This is a genomic window from Micromonospora sp. SCSIO 07396 (genome assembly GCF_053667945.1).
This window is the reverse complement of sequence record NZ_CM132210.1, coordinates 4,908,826-4,926,580: the sequence shown is the minus strand read 5'-3', so window position 1 is coordinate 4,926,580 and position 17,755 is coordinate 4,908,826. Positions and strand designations below refer to the sequence as shown.

At 73.3% G+C, this 17,755-nt stretch carries 12 protein-coding genes; 7 read left to right on the top strand and 5 right to left on the bottom strand.

The annotated features are described in order from the left end of the window. Positions 1-2: 2 nt before the first annotated feature. Together ACWCHM_RS21110 and ACWCHM_RS21105 are read right to left on the bottom strand one after the other, a co-directional pair. Entirely contained in the window at positions 3-1,166 is a 1,164-nt protein-coding gene (locus tag ACWCHM_RS21110) for a PQQ-dependent sugar dehydrogenase (protein WP_454219483.1), read from the bottom strand. Positions 1,167-1,237: 71 nt separating this feature from the next. Beyond that, complete coding sequence (locus ACWCHM_RS21105) at positions 1,238-3,043, bottom strand: GAF domain-containing SpoIIE family protein phosphatase (RefSeq protein ID WP_454219481.1); 1,806 nt, start codon at positions 3,041-3,043, stop codon at positions 1,238-1,240. A gap of 168 nt (positions 3,044-3,211) precedes the next feature. Here ACWCHM_RS21105 and ACWCHM_RS21100 point away from each other — a divergent pair, with 168 nt between their 5' ends. Further along, positions 3,212-4,138: a 2-hydroxyacid dehydrogenase gene (locus ACWCHM_RS21100; RefSeq protein ID WP_281899955.1), complete on the top strand. Its 927-nt coding sequence runs from the start codon at positions 3,212-3,214 to the stop codon at positions 4,136-4,138. 27 nt (positions 4,139-4,165) lie between these two features. Here the strand turns inward: ACWCHM_RS21100 and ACWCHM_RS21095 are convergent, their stop codons facing one another. After that, positions 4,166-4,540, bottom strand: coding sequence for a PH domain-containing protein (locus ACWCHM_RS21095; RefSeq protein WP_281899953.1), 375 nt, complete (start codon positions 4,538-4,540; stop codon positions 4,166-4,168). A gap of 177 nt (positions 4,541-4,717) precedes the next feature. Here ACWCHM_RS21095 and ACWCHM_RS21090 point away from each other — a divergent pair, with 177 nt between their 5' ends. After that, positions 4,718-7,285 (top strand): putative bifunctional diguanylate cyclase/phosphodiesterase, encoded by a 2,568-nt coding sequence (locus ACWCHM_RS21090; RefSeq protein WP_454219480.1) that lies wholly within the window; start codon positions 4,718-4,720, stop codon positions 7,283-7,285. Between the two features lie 28 nt (positions 7,286-7,313). Here the strand turns inward: ACWCHM_RS21090 and ACWCHM_RS21085 are convergent, their stop codons facing one another. After that, entirely contained in the window at positions 7,314-8,333 is a 1,020-nt protein-coding gene (locus ACWCHM_RS21085) for a LacI family DNA-binding transcriptional regulator (RefSeq protein ID WP_204956781.1), read from the bottom strand. Positions 8,334-8,717: 384 nt separating this feature from the next. Between ACWCHM_RS21085 and ACWCHM_RS21080 the strand changes: the two genes are divergently transcribed. The 5 genes from ACWCHM_RS21080 (at position 8,718) to ACWCHM_RS21060 (ending at position 16,682) form a co-directional block, all read left to right on the top strand. After that, on the top strand, positions 8,718-9,995 hold the full coding sequence (locus ACWCHM_RS21080) for an ABC transporter substrate-binding protein (protein ID WP_421489167.1): 1,278 nt from the start codon (positions 8,718-8,720) through the stop codon (positions 9,993-9,995). Between the two features lie 47 nt (positions 9,996-10,042). Beyond that, a complete protein-coding gene (locus ACWCHM_RS21075; RefSeq protein ID WP_281899948.1) occupies positions 10,043-11,056 on the top strand; it encodes a carbohydrate ABC transporter permease in 1,014 nt (337 codons plus the stop codon). A gap of 112 nt (positions 11,057-11,168) precedes the next feature. Then, positions 11,169-12,071, top strand: coding sequence for a carbohydrate ABC transporter permease (locus ACWCHM_RS21070; protein ID WP_239484635.1), 903 nt, complete (start codon positions 11,169-11,171; stop codon positions 12,069-12,071). Next, complete coding sequence (locus ACWCHM_RS21065; protein ID WP_454219479.1) at positions 12,068-14,539, top strand: glycoside hydrolase family 2 protein; 2,472 nt, start codon at positions 12,068-12,070, stop codon at positions 14,537-14,539. Before ACWCHM_RS21070 ends, ACWCHM_RS21065 begins: the two co-directional genes overlap by 4 nt. Before the next feature lie 133 nt (positions 14,540-14,672). Then, positions 14,673-16,682, top strand: coding sequence for an FAD-dependent oxidoreductase (locus ACWCHM_RS21060; protein ID WP_454219477.1), 2,010 nt, complete (start codon positions 14,673-14,675; stop codon positions 16,680-16,682). A 6-nt stretch (positions 16,683-16,688) separates the two neighbouring features. Here ACWCHM_RS21060 and ACWCHM_RS21055 read toward each other — a convergent pair whose 3' ends face one another. Next, a complete protein-coding gene (locus tag ACWCHM_RS21055) occupies positions 16,689-17,600 on the bottom strand; it encodes a hypothetical protein (protein WP_454219476.1) in 912 nt (303 codons plus the stop codon). Positions 17,601-17,755: the final 155 nt, after the last annotated feature.

The following is a 17,755-nucleotide window of genomic DNA, read 5'->3' as shown; positions in this document are numbered from 1 at the left end:
CGTCAGCTCCGGCCGGCCCCACCCTCGGCGAAGACCAGCCGCAGCAGCCGGTCGTCCTCCGGGGCCGGCTGGCCCCGCCCGTCGTGGTTGGAGGTGGACACCCAGAGCGAACCGTCCGGGGCGGCGGCGACCGCCCGCAACCGGCCGTACTTCCCGGTGAGCAGTTCCCGGGGTGCGCCGAGCGCGGTGCCGGCGTCGGTCAACTCCACCAGCCAGAGCCGCTCCCCGCGCAGACAGGCGGCGGCCAGCAGCCGGCCCGTGGCCGCCAGCCCCGAACAGGACGCCTCGTCGGTGCCCCACTGCACGACCGGGTCGACGAACCTGCCGTCGCCGGCCTGCCCCTCCACCGTCGGCCAGCCGTAGTTCGCCCCCTTGTCGATCTTGTTGATCTCGTCCCAGGTGTTCTGCCCGAACTCGGTGGCGTACATCCGCTTCCCGGCGTCCCAGGCCAGGCCCTGCACGTTGCGGTGCCCCAGGGACCAGACCGGCGAGCCGGGGAACGGGTTGCCCGCCGCCGGCTTGCCGTCCGGGGTGATCCGCAGGATCTTGCCGGCCAGGCTGGCGCGGTCCTGGGCGGCGTCCCGGTCACCGGCGTCACCGGTGCTGACGTACAGCTGCCCGTCCGGGCCGAACGCCAACCCGCCGCCGTTGTGGTTGCCGGACTTCGGGATGCCGGTCAGGACCGGGGTGGGGGTGCCGCCCAACGTCAACCGGGCCACCCGGTTGTCCTGCTCGGTGGTGTAGTAGACGAAGACCGTCCGGTCCTGCGCGTACGCCGGGGAGACGGCGATGCCGAGCAGGCCCGCCTCGCCGGACGCGGCCACCCCCGGCACGGTCTGCGCCGGGGTGACGGTCAACCCCTGCGGCCCCGACTCCGGCCCGACCTTGAGGATCCTGCCGCTGTCCCGCTCGGTGACCAGCGCCGCCCCGTCGGGCAGGAAGGCGATGCCCCACGGCACCCGCAGCCCCTTGGCCAGGACCGTGGCCACCACCTGCTGCTCGGGGGTGTTCGCCGACGCCGACGGGGTCGGCAGGTTGGGCGGCTCACCGGCCGGATCGGGCTCCGGCGGGCCGAAACTGCACCCGGTCAGCAGCAGCGCGGCACCGGAGGCCGCCAGGGCCGCGCGGACCCGGACGGTGCGGGGGTACGGGAGACGGGCGCTCACCCGCCCCAGCCTAGCCCGCGAATCCGGACCGGCCGGGCCACCCGGGCCGGGACCGGCGGCCGGCCGACCTCTCAACGGGCCCGCAGGGCCAGCAGCGCCACGTCGTCCTCGCGCCGGTGCCCGGCGCCGAGCAGCAGGTCACACAGTTCGGCGGCGGGACGGGCACCGGCGGCGGCGACCCGGGCGCACAACTGGGCCATGCCCTCGTCGATCGGCTGGTCCCGCCGCTCCACCAGCCCGTCGGTGTAGAGCAGCAGGGTGTCCCCGGGGGCGAGCAGCACCTCCGCCCCGGTGCGCGGGGTCGGCCGGGTCAGCCCCAGCAGCGGCTCCCGCCGGCCGTCGAGCAGCCGTACCGTTCCGTCGGCGGTGACCAGCAGCGGCGCGGGATGACCGGCGTTGCACCAGGTGACCGCCACCCCGTCCGGGACCGGTCGGAGCCGGGCCAGCACCGCCGTGGCGGCGGTCGGGATGCGCAACCCCGAGATGGTGGCGTCCAACCGCCGCATCAGCTCCTCGACCGGGTCGTCCCGGCCGAACGCGTTGCCCCGCACCAGGTTGCGCAGCTGCCCCATGGTCGCGGCGGCCTCGATGTCGTGGCCGGCGACGTCGCCGATCGCCGCCACCAGGTCGCCGTCGGGCTGGACGAAGGCGTCGTACCAGTCGCCGCCCACCTCCACCCGGTCGGCGGCCGGCTGGTAGCGGGCGGCCAGTTCCACCCACGGGCTCTGCGGCAACTGCGGCAACATGCTGTGTTGCAGCACCTCGGCGACGTGCCGCTGCTCGCCGTAGATCCAGCCGTTGCCGACCGCCTGCCCGGCGCGCCGGCCGATCTCCAGCGCGGTGCCCAGGTCGTCGTCGTCGAAGGCCCGCCGGTCCGGCCCGTTGACCAGGGTGACCGCGCCCATCACCGTGCCCCGTCCGGGGGCCGGCACCGGCACGGTCAGGTGCGAGGCGAAACCCAGCCGGTCGGCGAGGGCCACCAGTTCCGGGGCGTCGCTGGCCCGCCGGACGTCGTCCAGGTCGGCCACCCCGCGCAGCACCGGCTGGCCCGTCCGCAGCACCGTCCGGGTGACCGAGGCGGGGCCGAGCCGGCGCAGCGCCACCTCGCCGAACCGGGCGATGTCGGCGGCGCGGGCCGGGTCGCGGTGCACGGCGGTCACCCAACGGGGCGTGCCGCCCTGGTCGATCAGGGTCACCATGGCCCAGTCGGCCAGCCGGGGCACCACCGCGTCGGCCAGCCGCCCCACCGCCGTCTCCACGTCGAGCGTCCCGGTCAGCTCCTCGCTGAGCGAGGCGAGCAGGTTGAGCCGTTCGTGTGCCTGCTCGACCAGCCGGCGGGCCGCCTCGGCCGCGTCCAGGGCGATCCGCAGCCGCAGCTCCGACGAGCAGGCCGCCGCCAGGTCGGCAAGTGTCCGTAGCTGCGCCTTCGTCCAGGCCCGGGGCTTGCTGTCGATCGCGCACAGCGAGCCGAGCACCCGCCCGTCCAGGTCGGTCAGCGGCATCCCGGCGTACGCGACGACACCCAGCTCCGGCACGGCCAGGTTGTCCCGCACCCGGGGGTAGAGCCGGGCGTCCGGCAGCACCAGCGGAATCTCCGTGTCGATCACGTGCTGGCAGAACGAGTGGCTCAGCGGGGTCTGCCGGCGGGCGGCCCACGGCTCGGGCAGCCCGACCGCGCCGGGGAAGAACTGCCGGGTCTCGGTGACCAGCGACACCAGCGCCACCGGCACGTCGAGCAGGTCGCTGACCAGCCTGGCGAACCGGTCGAACGCCTCGTCCGGGGTGGCGTCCAGGCCGGTCTCGGTCAACGACCGCAGCCGGGCCGGATCGGCCAGCGCGGCGACGTCCAGGTCCGGCCGTGCGGTGCGTTCGGTCATCGACCACCTGTCTGCCGTGATGGGGAGGACACCGTTCGGCGCTCCGACCCCCGCTTATACCCGTCCCGCCCGACCGTCACCCGTGGCCGTTTGGCGACGTCGCCCGGTCTGGCGTGGGTTGCCGGCCCGGCGGCGTGGCCCGTCGCCGCAGGGCTATCGTCGGCACGTGTGAAGGTATGGATTCCGCACCCCGAAGGGGTCGAGCTGCTCGGTTCCGTTCCGGCCGGTGTCACGGTACAGCCGTGGACCGACCCGGCGAATCCGCCAGGTGACCCGACCCACGTCCGGTTCTGGGTGCCGCCGTTCCTGGCCGGGGTGGACACCACGGCGATGCTGGACCGGCTGCCCGACCTGGCGGTGGTGCAGCTGCTCTCCGCCGGGGCGGACGCCTGGACGGGCCGGGTGCCCGCCGGGGTCACCCTCTGCGACGCCCGGGGGGTGCACGACGCCGGCACCGCCGAGTGGGTGGTCACCGCGATCCTCGCCCAGCTACGCGGTTTTCCCGAGCTGGCCCGCGCGCAGGCCCGCCGGGAGTGGGCGTACGACCGGGTCGCGCCGACCGACGAGCTGACCGGCAAGCGGGTGCTGATCGTCGGGGCCGGCTCGATCGGCGCGGCGGTCCGGGCCCGGCTGGCCCCGTTCGACGTCACGTTCACCCTGGTCGCCCGGACCGCCCGGCCGGACGAGGGGGTGCACGCGGTGACCGAGCTGCCGCGCCTGCTGCCGGAGGCCGACGTGGTGGTGCTGCTGGTGCCGCTGACCGATGCCACCCGGGGGCTGGTCGACGCCGGGTTCCTGGCCGCCATGCCGGACGGGGCGCTGCTGGTCAACGCCGCCCGGGGCCCGGTGGCGGACACGGCGGCGCTGGTCGCGGAGCTGACCTCGGGCCGGCTACGGGCGGCGTTGGACGTGACCGACCCGGAGCCGCTGCCGGCGGACCATCCGCTCTGGGAACTGCCGAACGTACTGCTCACCCCGCACGTCGCCGGTTCGGTACGCGGGCTGCTGCCCCGGGCGTACCGGCTGGTGGGGGAGCAGGTGCGCCGGTTCGTCGCCGGGTCCCCGCTGGTCAACACGGTGGTCGACGGCTACTGACCGGTGTCGGGCCGGGGGTGTACCGGCTCAGCGCGCGTCCGGCAGGGCCTGTCCGGTGACCGCGACCAGCCGGGGGAGGTCGACACCCCGGACGGCGGGCAGCGGCAACTGGTGCCCGTCGGTGAGCCGGACGACGGCCCGGCCGCGCGGGTCGGTGGCCAGCTCGACGACCTGCTCCCAGGCGATGCGCCGTCCCCCGGCCAGGGCCCGCAGCCGTAGCCCGCGCGGGTCGGCGTCGGTGCCGGAGCGCCAGGCCCAGACCGCGACGGTCAGCGGGACCAGCAGCACCGGCAGCAGGTACCACCGGGCGGCGGCCAGGGGCAGCGCACCGATGGTGGCGATGACGGCCGCGACCAGGATGGCCTGGTTGTGCCGGAAACGGATGGTGTCGGCGCGACTCACCCCCCGATGATTCCACCCGGGGCCGGGGCGGCACCGGGCGGGCGGCGGCCCGACCCCGGCCGACGCTGGCCGGTGACGTAGGTCACGACCGGGAGGCGTAACCGGGATGGTGACGCCTCGTTGAACCGATAACCCCCTGTCGCACCGCGCCGTGTCCCCCTCACGAAGGTGACCGCCGTGACCGTCGCCCACCCCCTCCGCCGCCCACCGTCCGCATCCGTGGTGCTCGTCCTGCTGGTCGCGCTGCTTTTCGCTGCGGCCCTGGTCGACGCCGTCCCGCCGCTGGCCGTCACCACGATGGCCGGCGTGGGCGGCTGCGCCGTGGCCGCCACCCGGCTGTTCCGCCTCGCCGCCGCCGGGCGGGACGGTCGCGCCCTGCGCCGCCGCCGGGCCGCCGTCCTGTTCACCGTCGCGGTGGCCGTCGTCGGAACGGCCCTGGTGGTGCTACCGCTGACGCCGGGGGCACGACGCGCCGAGGTCGCGGCGGCCGGGCTCGGCGCGGCCACGCTTGCCTACGCGGTCGGGCTGCTCCTGCTGCCCGGTCCCGCCCGGCTGGCCCCCCGGGCCCGGTGGCGGCGCGGCGTCGACGTGGCCGGCCTCGGCACCGCCCTGCTCTTCGCCGGCTGGGTGCTGGTCCCGCCCGGCCCGGTGCCACAGGTGGTCCGGGTGGTCACCGTCGCGGGCGCGGGGGTCCTGGCCTGGCTGCTGGTGGGTGCGCTGGCCCGCCTCCGTCGGCACCCCGGCCCGGCCCGGTGCCTGCTCGGGGTGGCGGCCGTCCTGCTCGGCCTCGCCGACCTGGTGGTGCTGCTGGCCTACCGGGCCCCCACGGTGGGCCTGCTGACCGCGGTGCCGCTGCTGGTCGGCGGGGCGTTGCTGACGGCCGCCGGGATGGCCCGGGTCGCGGCGGGCGACCCGGTGGGCCCGGCCGGTCCGGCACCGGCCTGGCCCCGGGTGACCGCACCGGCGGCGGTGGCGACCGTGGCGGCGGCCGGCCATCTGGCGTTCGTCGGCGGCTTCACCCCGACCGCCGTCCTGCTCGGGCTGGCGGTGATCCCGCCGCTGGTGGCCCGGGAGCTCATCTCCGTCACCGACCAGCGGCGCTGGGCCGGGCAGTTGGCCGCCCGCGAGGCGTACTTCCGCACGCTGGTCGCCGGGGGTCGTGACCTGGTCCTCGTCCTCGACGACGGGTTGCGGGTGCACTGGCTCTCGGCGGCCGGTGAACGCTGGTTCGGGCTGCGTCAGGAGGCGGTGTGTGGGCGGGCGCTGGCCGACCTGCTACATCCGGACGACGCGCCGGGCGTCCTGGCCCGGCTGGCCGGGCGGCCCGGTGACGCCGTCGCGCCGCTGCTGGCGGCCCGGATGCGTACCGGTGACGGCGGTTGGCGGGAGACCGAGGCGACGGTGAGCGACCAGCGGGCCGTGCCGGAGGTGGCCGCGGTGGTGCTGCACGTCCGCGACGTCGGCGACCGCCGCCGGCTGGAGCGGGAGCGGCGTCGGGTCGCCGCCACCGACCCGCTCACCGGCCTGTCCACCCGGCAGGAGCTGCTGCGGGTGCTCGACGAGCGGGGCGGCATCCCGGGCGCGCTGCTCCTGGTCGACGTGCACGGCCTCGGCCCGGCGCAGGACGCCGCCGGCCCGGACCCGCTGCTGGCCGCCACCGTCCGCCGGCTGCGTGACGTGGTCGGCCCCCGGGACCTGGTCGCCAGGCTGTCCGGGGAGGAGTTCGCGGTGGTCACCGACGCCGGCCCGGTCCCGGCGTACGCACTGGGCGAGCGGTTGCTCGCGGCGTTGACCGAGCCGTGCCCGGTGGCCACCGGGATGGGGCGGCTCCGGGTCGGCGTGGGCCTGACCGAGCTGGCCGCGACGTCGCCGCAGGACGCGGTGCGCCAGGCCGACCTGGCCCGCCGCCGGGCCGTCCAGCTCGGCCGCAACCGGGTCGAGTGGTACGACGCCTGCCTGGAGGAGGAACTGGTCCGCCGGCTGGACCTGGAACGGGAGCTGCCCGGGGCGGCGGACCGGGGCGAACTGGATCTGGTCTACCAGCCGGTGCTGGCGCTGGCCGACCGGCGGCCGGCCGGCATCGAGGCGTTGCTGCGCTGGCGCAGCCCGGTCCTGGGCACCGTGCTGCCGGCCGAGTTCCTGCCCGTCGCCGAGGATCTCGGCCTGCTGGGGGAGTTGGGCCGGTGGGTGCTCGACCGGGCCTGCCGGCAGCTCGCCGACTGGTCGGTCGGCGGCCGGGAGCTGTGGCTGGCGGTCAACGTCACGCTCGCCGAGCTGTTGGCGCCGGATCTGGTGCCCCGGGTGGCGGCGGTGCTGGCCGGGCACGGCGTCCCGGCGGAGCGGCTGGTGCTGGAGATCGCCGAGTCGCGGCTCGGGGCCGACCTGCCCACGGTGGTGGCCCGGCTGGCCGGCCTGCGGTCGCTCGGGGTACGCACCGCGTTGGACAGCTTCCGGGCGGAGCACGCCTCCCTGGCCCAGCTGCGCCGGCTGCCGATCGACCTGTTGAAGGTGCAGCCCCGGCCGGTCGATCCGGACGAGGAGTCCCGCCCGTTGATCGACGTGGTGGTGGGTCTGGGGGAGCGGCTGGGGGTGACCGTGGTGATGGCCGAGCTGGAGTCGGAGCCGGACGTGGTCCGGGCGACCAGGGCCGGCTGCCGGTACGGCCAGGGGTTCGCGTTGGCGCGTCCGGCCACCGCCGAGCGGGTCGAGGCGTACTTCTCGGAGTTCCCGACGACGTCCCGCTGACCTGGAGGGCGCAGCGGGATGAACCGGTTCACCTCGTCCGGGGTGGTGCGGTGCTGCCCCGGGGGGTGAGGTGCGCCGTCTCGTCCTGGAGCCCGCGCACCGGCTCACCGGCGATGACGCCGAGCAACTGGCGGGCGGCGTGCGCGCCGTAGGCGGGGATGTCCCGGCCGAGCGCGGTCAGCGGCGGGTGCACGAGCTGGCAGAGCGGGGAGTCGTCCCAGGCCACGATGGACAGGTCGGTGGGAACGCCGAGGCCCATCTCCTGCGCCACGGCGAGCCCGGCGATCGCCATCACGTCGTTGTCGTAGATCACCGCGGTCGGGCGGTGGGCGGAACTGAGCAGCCGCCGGGTGGCGCGCGCGCCCTCCTCGCCGGTGTAGTCCGACCAGACGGTCGCCGCGTCGGTGAGCCCGAGCCGGCCGCACACCTCGGCGAACGCGTCGGTACGGATCTCGGTGTGCAGCAGCGACGGCAGCCCACCGATCCGGGCGATCTTGCGGTGGCCGAGGGCGACCAGGTACTCCACCGCCTCGGCGAGCGCCGCCGCGTCGTCCGACCAGACGTGGGCGAGCGTGCCGGTGTGCCTCGGTCCGCCGATCACCACGGCGGGCAGTTGCAGCTCCTCCAGGGCGGGCACCCGGATGTCGTCGGTGCGCAGGTCGCAGACGAGGACCCCGTCGACCCGTCGCTCGGCCCACCACCGGCGGTAGACCGCGATCTCCGCCTCCTGGTCGGCCACCACCTGCAGGGTCAGCGCGTACGACCTCGCGGAGAGTTCGGCCTCGACACCGCTGATCAGCTCCATGAAGAACGGCTCGATGCCGAGTATCCGGGCCGGTCGGCACAGGGCCAGGCCGACGGCGTTGGCGGTGGCGCCGGAGAGCGCGCGGGCCGCGCTGCTCGGGCTGAAACCGATCTCGGTGGCGATCGCCAGGATGCGCTGCCGGGTGGCTTCCGAGACGCCCGGCTGCCCGTTGAGCGCGTACGACACCGCGCCCTTGGACACTCCGGCGCGTCGGGCGACGTCGGCGATGGTCGGCCGCTTCACCGGCGGTTTCCTCCACTTCTCGCGGCCTGGGCAGGCCGTCCTCGGGCCGGGGTCACCGGCGGTGCTCACGCTACCGGTGCCCCCGCCGGCCGTCGTCCCCGGCCGTGGCCGGTCCCGTTCGGCAGGGGCGCCTGATTCGCTTGCTCGGTTAAGTGTGCCGGTCGGCCTCTGCGCCGCCACCGGTGACCGATGCCTTTCCACCTGCCGGAAGGCGTGGACAGGCATGCCGGAAAGGCTTTCGGGGCGGTCCGGGTTACCGCTCGGGGTCGTCGTTAACCGGCCGTTGACAGTGCACGGGGCGGCCCGTACGGTGGCCTCACTTATCCGGTTCAGTCGACGTTCCTCGATGTGTGGAGCGTTCCACAAGCGTGCGCGGAGGATGAGATGACACGGTCCTGGACCCGCTGGGCCCGCGCGGCGGCGGTCGGCGTCGTCAGCCTGACGCTCGTCGCTGCGTGCAGCGGCAGGAGCGGCACCGGCTCGGACGGCGGCGGCCAGGTCACCCTGAAGATCAATTTCTGGGGCGACTTCGGTCTCCAGGACCTCAAGGCCCGTTACGAGGCCGACCACCCCAATATCAAGATCCAACTCAACTCGGGCGAGTACAACGCCCAGCACGAGGATCTCCAGAAGAAACTCGTCGCCGGCTCCGGAGCGGCCGACATCGCCGCCATCGACGAGGGCTTCATGGTCCAGTTCCGCAGCCAGTCCGACAAGTTCGTCAACCTCCTCGACAAGGGCGCCGGCTCGTACGAGAGCAAGTACCTGCCGTGGAAGTGGAAGCAGTCGCTGTCGGCCGACGGCAAGACCCAGATCGGCCTCGGCACCGACGTCGGCGGGCTGGCCATGTGCTACCGCACCGACCTGTTCGCCGCCGCCGGGCTGCCCACCGACCGCGACCAGGTCTCCGCCCTCTGGCCCACCTGGGACAGCTTCATCCAGGTCGGCCAGGACTACACCGGCCGGACGAAGAAGAAGTTCCTGGACTCCGGCACCAACCTGTTCAACCCGATCCTGGGCCAGCAGCCCGTCGGCTTCTACGACGAGCAGGAACAACTCCAGATGGAGCAGGGCCCCAAGGTCGCCTTCGACTACACGATCAGGGCGGTGCAGGCCGGGCTCTCGGCCAACCTGGCCAGCTTCCAGGCCGACTGGGACAAGGGCTTCACCGCCGGCTCGTTCGCCGTCCTCGCCTGCCCGGCGTGGATGCTCGGCCACATCAAGGACACCGCGCCCGGCACCCAGGGTAAGTGGGACATCGCCACGGTGCCCGGCGGCGGCGGCAACTGGGGCGGCTCGTTCCTCACCATCCCCAAGCAGAGCAGGCACGTCGACGAGGCGTACCAGCTGCTGGAGTGGCTGATCCAGCCGGAACAGCAGATCGAGATCTTCAAGAAGGTCGGCAACCTGCCCTCGCAACCGGCGCTCTACGCCGACCCGGCGATCGCCGAGTTCAAGAACCCGTTCTTCCACGACGCGCCCGTCGGGCAGATCTTCCCGAAGATGGCGCAGGGGCTGACCCCGCAGTACCTGGGCAGGAAGAACGGCCCGACCCGGGTGGCCGTGGAGAACGTCATCAACCGGGTGCAGAACGGAACCCTGAAGCCGGACGCCGCCTGGGCCGAGGCGGTCAAGGAGGCGGAGAAGGCCCGCACCTCCTGACCGTACGCCGTCCGCCCCCGTACCGTCCCGGCCCTGGAGGGTGCCCCGTGTCCACCACCCGTGCCGTGCCGCCGTCGAGTCGACGCACCGGGCCGGAGCGCGACGCCTCCGGGGCCGGCGAGCGGTCGCTCGGCTGGCGCGACCGGCTGTACCGGTTCGACCTGCGCTACCTGCCCTACCTGATGGTCGCGCCGTTCTTCCTGCTGTTCGGCGTCTTCGGGCTCTTCCCGCTGCTGTTCAACGGGGTCGTCGCGCTGCGCAACTACCGGCTCGACGATCCCACCCTGCCCTACTGGGCCGGCCTCGCGAACTTCACCCGGCTCGGCGGTGACGAGGACTTCTGGAACGCGCTCTACAACACGTTCGGCATCTTCCTGCTCTCCTCGGTGCCACAACTGCTGCTGGCGCTGGTGGTCGCCTCGCTGCTCAACCGCAAGCTGCGGGCGCAGACCTGGTGGCGGGTCGGGGTGCTGCTGCCGTACGTCACCCCGATCGTGGCCTCGACGATGGTGTTCAGCGTCTTCTTCTCCCGCAGTTTCGGGATGGCGAACTGGCTGCTCGCCGAGGTGGGTATCGGCGGGACGGGGGACGCGGCGATCGACTGGCGGGCCGACAAGCCGCACGCCTGGATCGCCATCGCCACTATGGTCAACTGGAAGTGGATCGGCTACAACGCCCTGCTCTACCTGGCCGCCATGCAGTCCATCCCGCGTGACGTCTACGAGGCGTCGGCGATCGACGGGGCCGGCCCGTGGCGGCAACTGTGGCGGATCACGGTGCCGATGATCCAGCCGGTGATCGTGTTCACGGTGGTGCTGTCCACCATCGGCGGGTTGCAACTGTTCACCGAGCCGATGCTGTTCGACCTCAACGCGCAGGCCGCCACCGGCGGGCCGAACGGGGAGTGGCAGACCATCGCCCAGCTCATCTACAAGGTCGGCTGGAAGGACCTCAACCTCGGCTACGCCGCCGCGATGTCCTGGGCGCTGTTCCTGATCATCCTGCTGGTCACCGGCCTGAACACCCTGCTCACCAACCGCCTGTCAGGGGGTCGCCGGTGAGCGCGAGGAACGTAGCGCAGCGGAGTCCCGCAGTCGCGAACGAAGGGGGATCGGTGAGCGCGAGGAACGTAGCGCAGCGGAGTCCCGCAGTCGCGAACGGAAGGGGGCACCGATGACCGCCGCCGCCCCGCCGCGACCCACCCGGCCGGCCCGCCGGCACCGGCCTGCCCTGTCGGGGCGCGCGCCGCAGGACACCCCGGCCGGCCTCGGCACGTACCTGCTGCTGTCGTTGACTTTCCTGTTCGCCGCGTTCCCGCTGTACTGGATGTTCGTCATCGCCACCAGCGACGACGAGGCGCTGGCGAAGCTGCCCCCGGCGGTCGTGCCCGGCGACCGGTTCCTGGCCAACCTGGCGGAGGTCTTCTCCCTCCAGGACGTCTACTTCGCCGCCTCCCTGGTCAACAGCGTCATCGTGTCGACGGTGGTGACCGCCTCGGTGCTGTTCTTCTGTTCGCTGGCCGGGTTCGCCTTCGCCAAGCTGCGGTTCCGGGGCAGTAACGCGCTGATGCTGCTCGTCGTGCTCACCCTCACCGTGCCCAACCAGCTCGGCATCGTCGCGCTCTACATCGTGATGGGCCGGCTCGGCTGGAACGGCACCCTGCTGGCGGTCATCGCGCCGGGTCTGGTCACCGCGTTCGGGGTGTTCTACATGCGGCAGTTCATCGTCAACAGCGTCCCGGACGAGCTGGTCGAGTCGGCCCGGGTCGACGGGGCGACCACCATGCGGATCTACCGCAGCATCGCGCTGCCGGCGATCCGCCCGGCCCTGGCGGTGCTGGGCCTGCTCACCTTCGTGGCCACCTGGAACGACTTCCAGTGGCCGCTGATCACGCTCAGCGGCACCGACTATCCGACCTCGATGGTCGCCGTCTCCGATCTGGCGAGCGGCAACTACGTCATCTACCGTCGGGTGCTCGCGGGGGCGTTCATCGCCACGGTCCCGCTGCTGGTGATGCTCTTCATCGGCGGCCGGCAGATCGTCCGGGGAATCATGGAAGGCGCGGTGAAGTCGTGAACCGTCAGGCGTTGCACGAGGGTTGGCAGTTGCGCGCGGTGTCCGGGCCGCAGGTGCCCGACGCCGTCGCCGGCCGGGCGGTGCCCGCCACCGTGCCGGGTTGCGTGCACACCGACCTGCTCGCCGCCGGTCTGATCGACGACCCCTACCTCGACGCCAACGAGACGACGCTGGCCTGGATCGGCCGTACCGACTGGGAGTACGCGACGACGTTCGTGCACCGGCCCGGCGACGACGACCGGGTCGAGCTGGTCTGCGCCGGGCTGGACACGGTCGCCACGGTCACCCTCAACGGTGTCGAGGTCGGCCGCACCGCCAACATGCACCGGTCGTACCGGTTCGACGTGGCCCCGGCGCTGCGGCCGGGGGAGAACACCCTCACCGTCCGGTTCGACTCGGCGTACCGGTACGCCGAGGAGCAGCGGGACCGGCTCGGCGACCGGCCCAACGCCTACCCGGAGCCGTTCGGGTTCATCCGCAAGATGGCCTGCAACTTCGGCTGGGACTGGGGGCCGACGCTGGTCACCGCCGGGATCTGGCAGGAGATCGGGCTGCACGCCTGGTCCACCGCCCGGCTCGACGTCGTCCGTCCCCTGGTGACGGTCGTCGACGGCCGGGGCCGGGTGGAGCTGCACGTCGAGGTCGCGCGGGTGGCCGACGTGCCGCTGACCGTCCGGGCCGAGGTCGCCGGGGTCGCCGCCGTCACGACTGTCCCGGCCGGGCAGCGCACGGCCGCGCTGACCCTCACCGTCGCCGACCCCGAGCTGTGGTGGCCCCGGGGGTACGGCGCACAGCCGCTGCACCCGCTGACGGTGACCCTGGCGACGGCCGACGGCAGCCCGCTGGACACCTGGTCGCAGCGGGTCGGCTTCCGCTCGGTACGCCTGGACACCACGCCCGACGCCCACGGCACCCCGTTCACCCTGCACGTCAATGACGTGCCGGTGCTGGTGCGGGGGGTCAACTGGATCCCCGACGACGCGTTCCCCACCCGGGTCACCCGGGACCGGCTGGCCCACCGGTTCACCCAGGCCGTCGACGCCAACGTCAACCTGCTGCGGGTCTGGGGCGGCGGCCGGTACGAGTCGGCCGACTTCTACTCCCTCGCCGACGAGCACGGCCTGCTGGTCCAGCAGGACTTCCTGTTCGCCTGCGCGGCCTACCCGGAGGAGGAGCCGTTCGGCACGGAGGTCGAGGCGGAGGCGCGGGAGCAGGTGACCCGGCTGGCCGGGCACCCGTCGCTGGTGCTGTGGACCGGCAACAACGAGAACATCTGGGGCTGGCACGACTGGGACTGGCAGGGGCCGCTGGCCGGGCGCAGCTGGGGGCGGGGCTTCTATCTCGACCTGCTGCCCCGGGTGGTGGGTGAGCTGGACCCGACCCGCCTGTACTGGCCGGGCAGCCCGTGGTCGGGTAGCGAGGCGGTCCACCCCAACGACCCGGCGCACGGCACCACGCACATCTGGGACGTCTGGAACACCGACGACTACACGAAGTACCGCGAGTACGTCCCCCGGTTCGTCGCCGAGTTCGGCTACCAGGCGCCTCCGGCGTACGCGACGCTGCGCCGGGCGTTGTCCGACGAGCCGCTCGCGCCCGACTCGCCGGGAATGGCCCACCACCAGAAAGCGGCCGACGGGGACGCCAAGCTGCGTCGGGGGCTCGACGCACACCTGCCCGCCCCGGCCGACTTCGACGACTGGCACTACCTGACCCAGCTCAACCAGGCGCGGGCCATCCAGCTCGGGGTGGAGCACTTCCGGTCGCACCGGGACGTCTGCTCCGGCACGATCGTCTGGCAGCTCAACGACTGCTGGCCGGTCACCTCCTGGTCGGCGATCGACGGTGACGGCCGCCGCAAACCCCTGTGGTACGCGCTGCGCCGGGCGTACGTCGACCGGCTGCTCACCGTCCAGCCCCGCGACGGTGGGCTGGTGCTGGTGGCGGTGAACGAGACCGGCACCCCGTGGCGGGCCCCGCTGACGGTGACCAGGTCCACCCTGCACGGCGAGCCGAGGGCGAAGACGTCGTACCCACTCGACGTGCCGGCGTACGCGGCGGTGACGGTGCCGCTGCCGGCGGACCTGGCGGTGGCCGAGGAGGAACGCCGGGAGCTGCTGGTCGCCGAGGCCGGTGACACCACCGGGCGGGCCCTGTGGTTCTTCGCCGAGGACCGGGACGTGCACTGGCCGGCGGCCCGCTACGACGCGGCGGTGGAGGCGGTCGACGGCGGCCGGCGGGTCCGGGTGACCGCGCGGACCGTGCTGCGGGACCTGACGCTGTTCCCGGACCGGCTCGACCCGGCCGCCGAGGTGGACACCGCGCTGGTCACCCTGCTGCCGGGGGAGTCGGTCACGTTCACGGTGAGTTCCGGGTCGCCGCTGGACCCGGCGGCGTTGACCACCCGGCCGGTGCTGCGCTGCGTCAACGACCTGGTCGACGACGCGACCGGGACCCCGGCGGGCTGACCGGACGGGGTGCCGCCCCGCCCCGGCTGTCAAGGGGCGGACCGCCCCTTGACAGCCCCGGTGCGATCAGCGAAGGTCGATGCATTCCGGGTGCGGCGGCGCGCTCCTTCCCCTCGCTCGAAGGGCAGCCGTGATGTCGTCCGCGTTCACCCGCCGCCACCTGTTCCGCCTCGGCGGGGCCACCCTCGTCGTCGCCGCCGGCACCGGTCTCGGCCTGCCCGCCCTGGCCGCCGGCACCGTCACCGTCGACCTGGTGGTCTACGGCGCGACCTCGGCCGGCATCATGGCCGCCGTGCAGATGCGCCGGCTCGGCGGCACCGCCGTGATCGTCGAACCGGGCCACCACGTCGGCGGGCTCACCACCGGCGGGCTCGGCTACACCGACAGCGGCACCAGCGCCGCCATCGGTGGCCTCGCCGGGGAGTTCTACCGCCGGGTGTACGCCCGCTACCAGGGCACCCCGGTCACCCCCGACTCGCCGATGCGGCTGGTCTTCGAGCCGCACGTCGCCGCCGGGGTCTTCGACGACCTGCTCACCGAGCACGCGGTCCCGGTCTACCTGGACGCCCCGCTGGCCACCGTCGAGCGGGCCGGCGACCGGATCACCGGGCTGGTCACCGCGCACGGGCAGCTCTTCACCGGCCCGATGTTCGTCGACGCGACGTACGAGGGTGACCTGATGGCCGCCGCCGGGGTGTCGTACACGGTCGGCCGGGAGGCCAACACCGCGTACGGCGAGACCATCAACGGGGTGCAACTGCGCGGGGCACACCAGTTCACCCTGCCGGTCGACCCGTACGTGGTGCCGGGCAGCCCGGCCAGCGGGCTGCTCCCCGGCATCTCCGCCGCCCCGGTCGCGCCCAACGGCACCGGCGACGAGCGGATCCAGGCGTACAACTTCCGGATGTGCCTGACCCGGGACGCCGGCCGGGTCCCGTTCCCGCGGCCGGCCGGCTACGACCCGGCCGACTACGAACTGCTGCTGCGGTACGTGCAGGCCGGCTACACCGGACCGTTCTTTACCACCCAGAGCGTCGGCGGCGGCAAGACCGACTCGAACAACACCGGGGCGTTCTCCACCGACTTCATCGCCGCGAACCACACCTACCCGACGGCGACCCGGGCCCAGCGGGACAGCCTGATCGCCGACCACCTGACGTACCAGCAGGGGCTGATGTGGTTCCTGGCCAACGACCCCCGGCTGCCGGCGTCGGTACGGTCCGGGGTCGCCAGTTGGGGCCTGGCCGCCGACGAGTTCACCGCCACCGGCAACTGGCCCCCGCAGCTCTACGTCCGCGAGGCCCGCCGGATGGTCTCGGCGTACGTGATGACCGAGCGGGACTGCCGGGGCAGCGTGCGGGCCGCCGACTCGGTCGGGTTGGCCAGCTACACCATGGACTCGCACAACTGCCAGCGGGTGGTGGTGAACGGGTTCGTGAAGAACGAGGGCGACGTGCAGGTCGGGGTGCCCGGCCCGTACCCGGTCAGCTACCGGTCGATCGTGCCCGCCGCCGGGCAGTGCGCCAACCTGTTCGTGCCGGTCTGCCTGTCGGCCACCCACATCGCGTACGGGTCGATCCGGATGGAACCGGTCTTCATGATCCTCGCCCAGTCGGCGGCGACGGCGGCGAAACTGGCGCTCGACACGGGCGTGTCGGTGCAGCAGGTGGACGTGGCGGCCCTCCAGGCCCGGCTGCGCGCCGACGGGCAGATCCTCACCTGGCCGCCCACCGTCGACGGCGAGATCGTGGTGGACAACCGGTCGGCCGGGGTCACCCGGGCCGGTGTCTGGGTGGGCAGCACCGCGATCGGCGGCTACTGGGGGTCGGACTACGAGCACGACGGCAACACCGGTAAGGGCGTCAACCGGCTGCGGTTCACCCCGTCCCTGCCGACGGCCGGGAGCTGGGCGGTCCACCTGCGCTGGACCGCCGACCCGAACCGGGCCGGCGCCGTCCCGGTCGACGTGGTGCACGGCGGCGGGGTGACCACCCGGGTGGTCGACCAGCGCACCTCGGGCGGGCAGTGGGTGTCGCTGGGGACCTACCAGTTCCCGGCGGGTACGGCCGGCAGCGTGCTGATCCGCACCGAGGGCACCGACGGCTACGTGGTCGCCGACGCGGCCCGCTTCGTCCCGGCCTGACGGTCGTCACTTCTCGAAGACGGCGAGGACGTTGAGCCCGGGGCCGGACTTCAGGGTGCCCACGATCCGCAGCCCGTGCTGGTTGCCGCGACGGATCATGGAGTACGCGTAGATTCCCGTCTCGAAGCTGCGCCGACCCCGTAGGGAGAGTTGGAGCGACCTGTCGTTGAGGTGGACCCGGTAATCCACCCACTGGACCGGGCCGCCGTCGCCGATGCCCCGTTCGAGCACGTTCATCGCGGCGATGGCGCTGTAGTTGTCCGAGAACCAGCGCCAGTACTCACGCCTCGTCGCGGGATCCTCGGTCGCCGGGTAGTGCGGCGGCAGCGTACGGACGGTGCGGGAGATCTCGGCCACCAGGTCGTCGAAGACCGCGATCACTCTTCCGGTCGCCAGTTCCGCCGCCAGCGGAATGATCGCCTGCCCGGCGGGAAGGTCGACGAAGACGAGTGCCCGGGGGCTGTCCCTGACGTAGGCCCGGTCGAGGTCGTCCAGCCAGCTCTGGTCCTGGACGAATGTCACCCTGTCGGGCAGGTGGGCCGCATAGTGCAGGGCGAGTTGGAGGAGTTGCCGGTGCGGATTCCTGATCGGGTGAAGCTCGATCGAGTCCCCCTGCTCGGCCTGCGTCGACTTCTCGCGACCGTGCGTCCCCTCCAGGGCGACGTGGGCATCGAGGAACGGGAAGAGGGAGGCCAGCAGGTCCCTGGTGCCGATGCGGGCCCCCAGCTTTCCGCTGGTGCTGCTCCTCGAAACCCGGATGTCCCTGGTCGACAGGGTGATCTTGCCGGTCTCGTGTTCGGGCATGACCACCGCGTCGTAAAAGGCTGACACCTGATCCCGGTCGATGAACAGCGGGGCGTCGGCAAGCCAGGAGAACGGGAGTTCCGGTTCTGCGTCCAGGTGCGGATGAGCGCTCATCTCTCTCCAACGGTGCTCGGTGACCCGTACTGTTTCCGGTCCTCACGGACCGTCCACCGTAGAACACGGCGTCAGCCCTGGACGGCCCCCACGGACGGTCGCCGCGAGAGCGGTGTTGCGGCCGTGCCGCCGCGTTGGGTACGTTTTCCGGCACG

Excerpts from the sequence above, each read along its gene's own strand:
- ACWCHM_RS21105 (WP_454219481.1), bottom strand. The coding sequence starts at position 3,043 with ATGACCGAACGCACCGCACGGCCGGACCTGGACGTCGCCGCGCTGGCC.
- ACWCHM_RS21080 (WP_421489167.1), top strand. The coding sequence starts at position 8,718 with ATGACACGGTCCTGGACCCGCTGGGCCCGCGCGGCGGCGGTCGGCGTC.
- ACWCHM_RS21060 (WP_454219477.1), top strand. The coding sequence starts at position 14,673 with ATGTCGTCCGCGTTCACCCGCCGCCACCTGTTCCGCCTCGGCGGGGCC.
- ACWCHM_RS21055 (WP_454219476.1), bottom strand. The coding sequence starts at position 17,600 with ATGAGCGCTCATCCGCACCTGGACGCAGAACCGGAACTCCCGTTCTCC.
- ACWCHM_RS21070 (WP_239484635.1), top strand. The coding sequence starts at position 11,169 with ATGACCGCCGCCGCCCCGCCGCGACCCACCCGGCCGGCCCGCCGGCAC.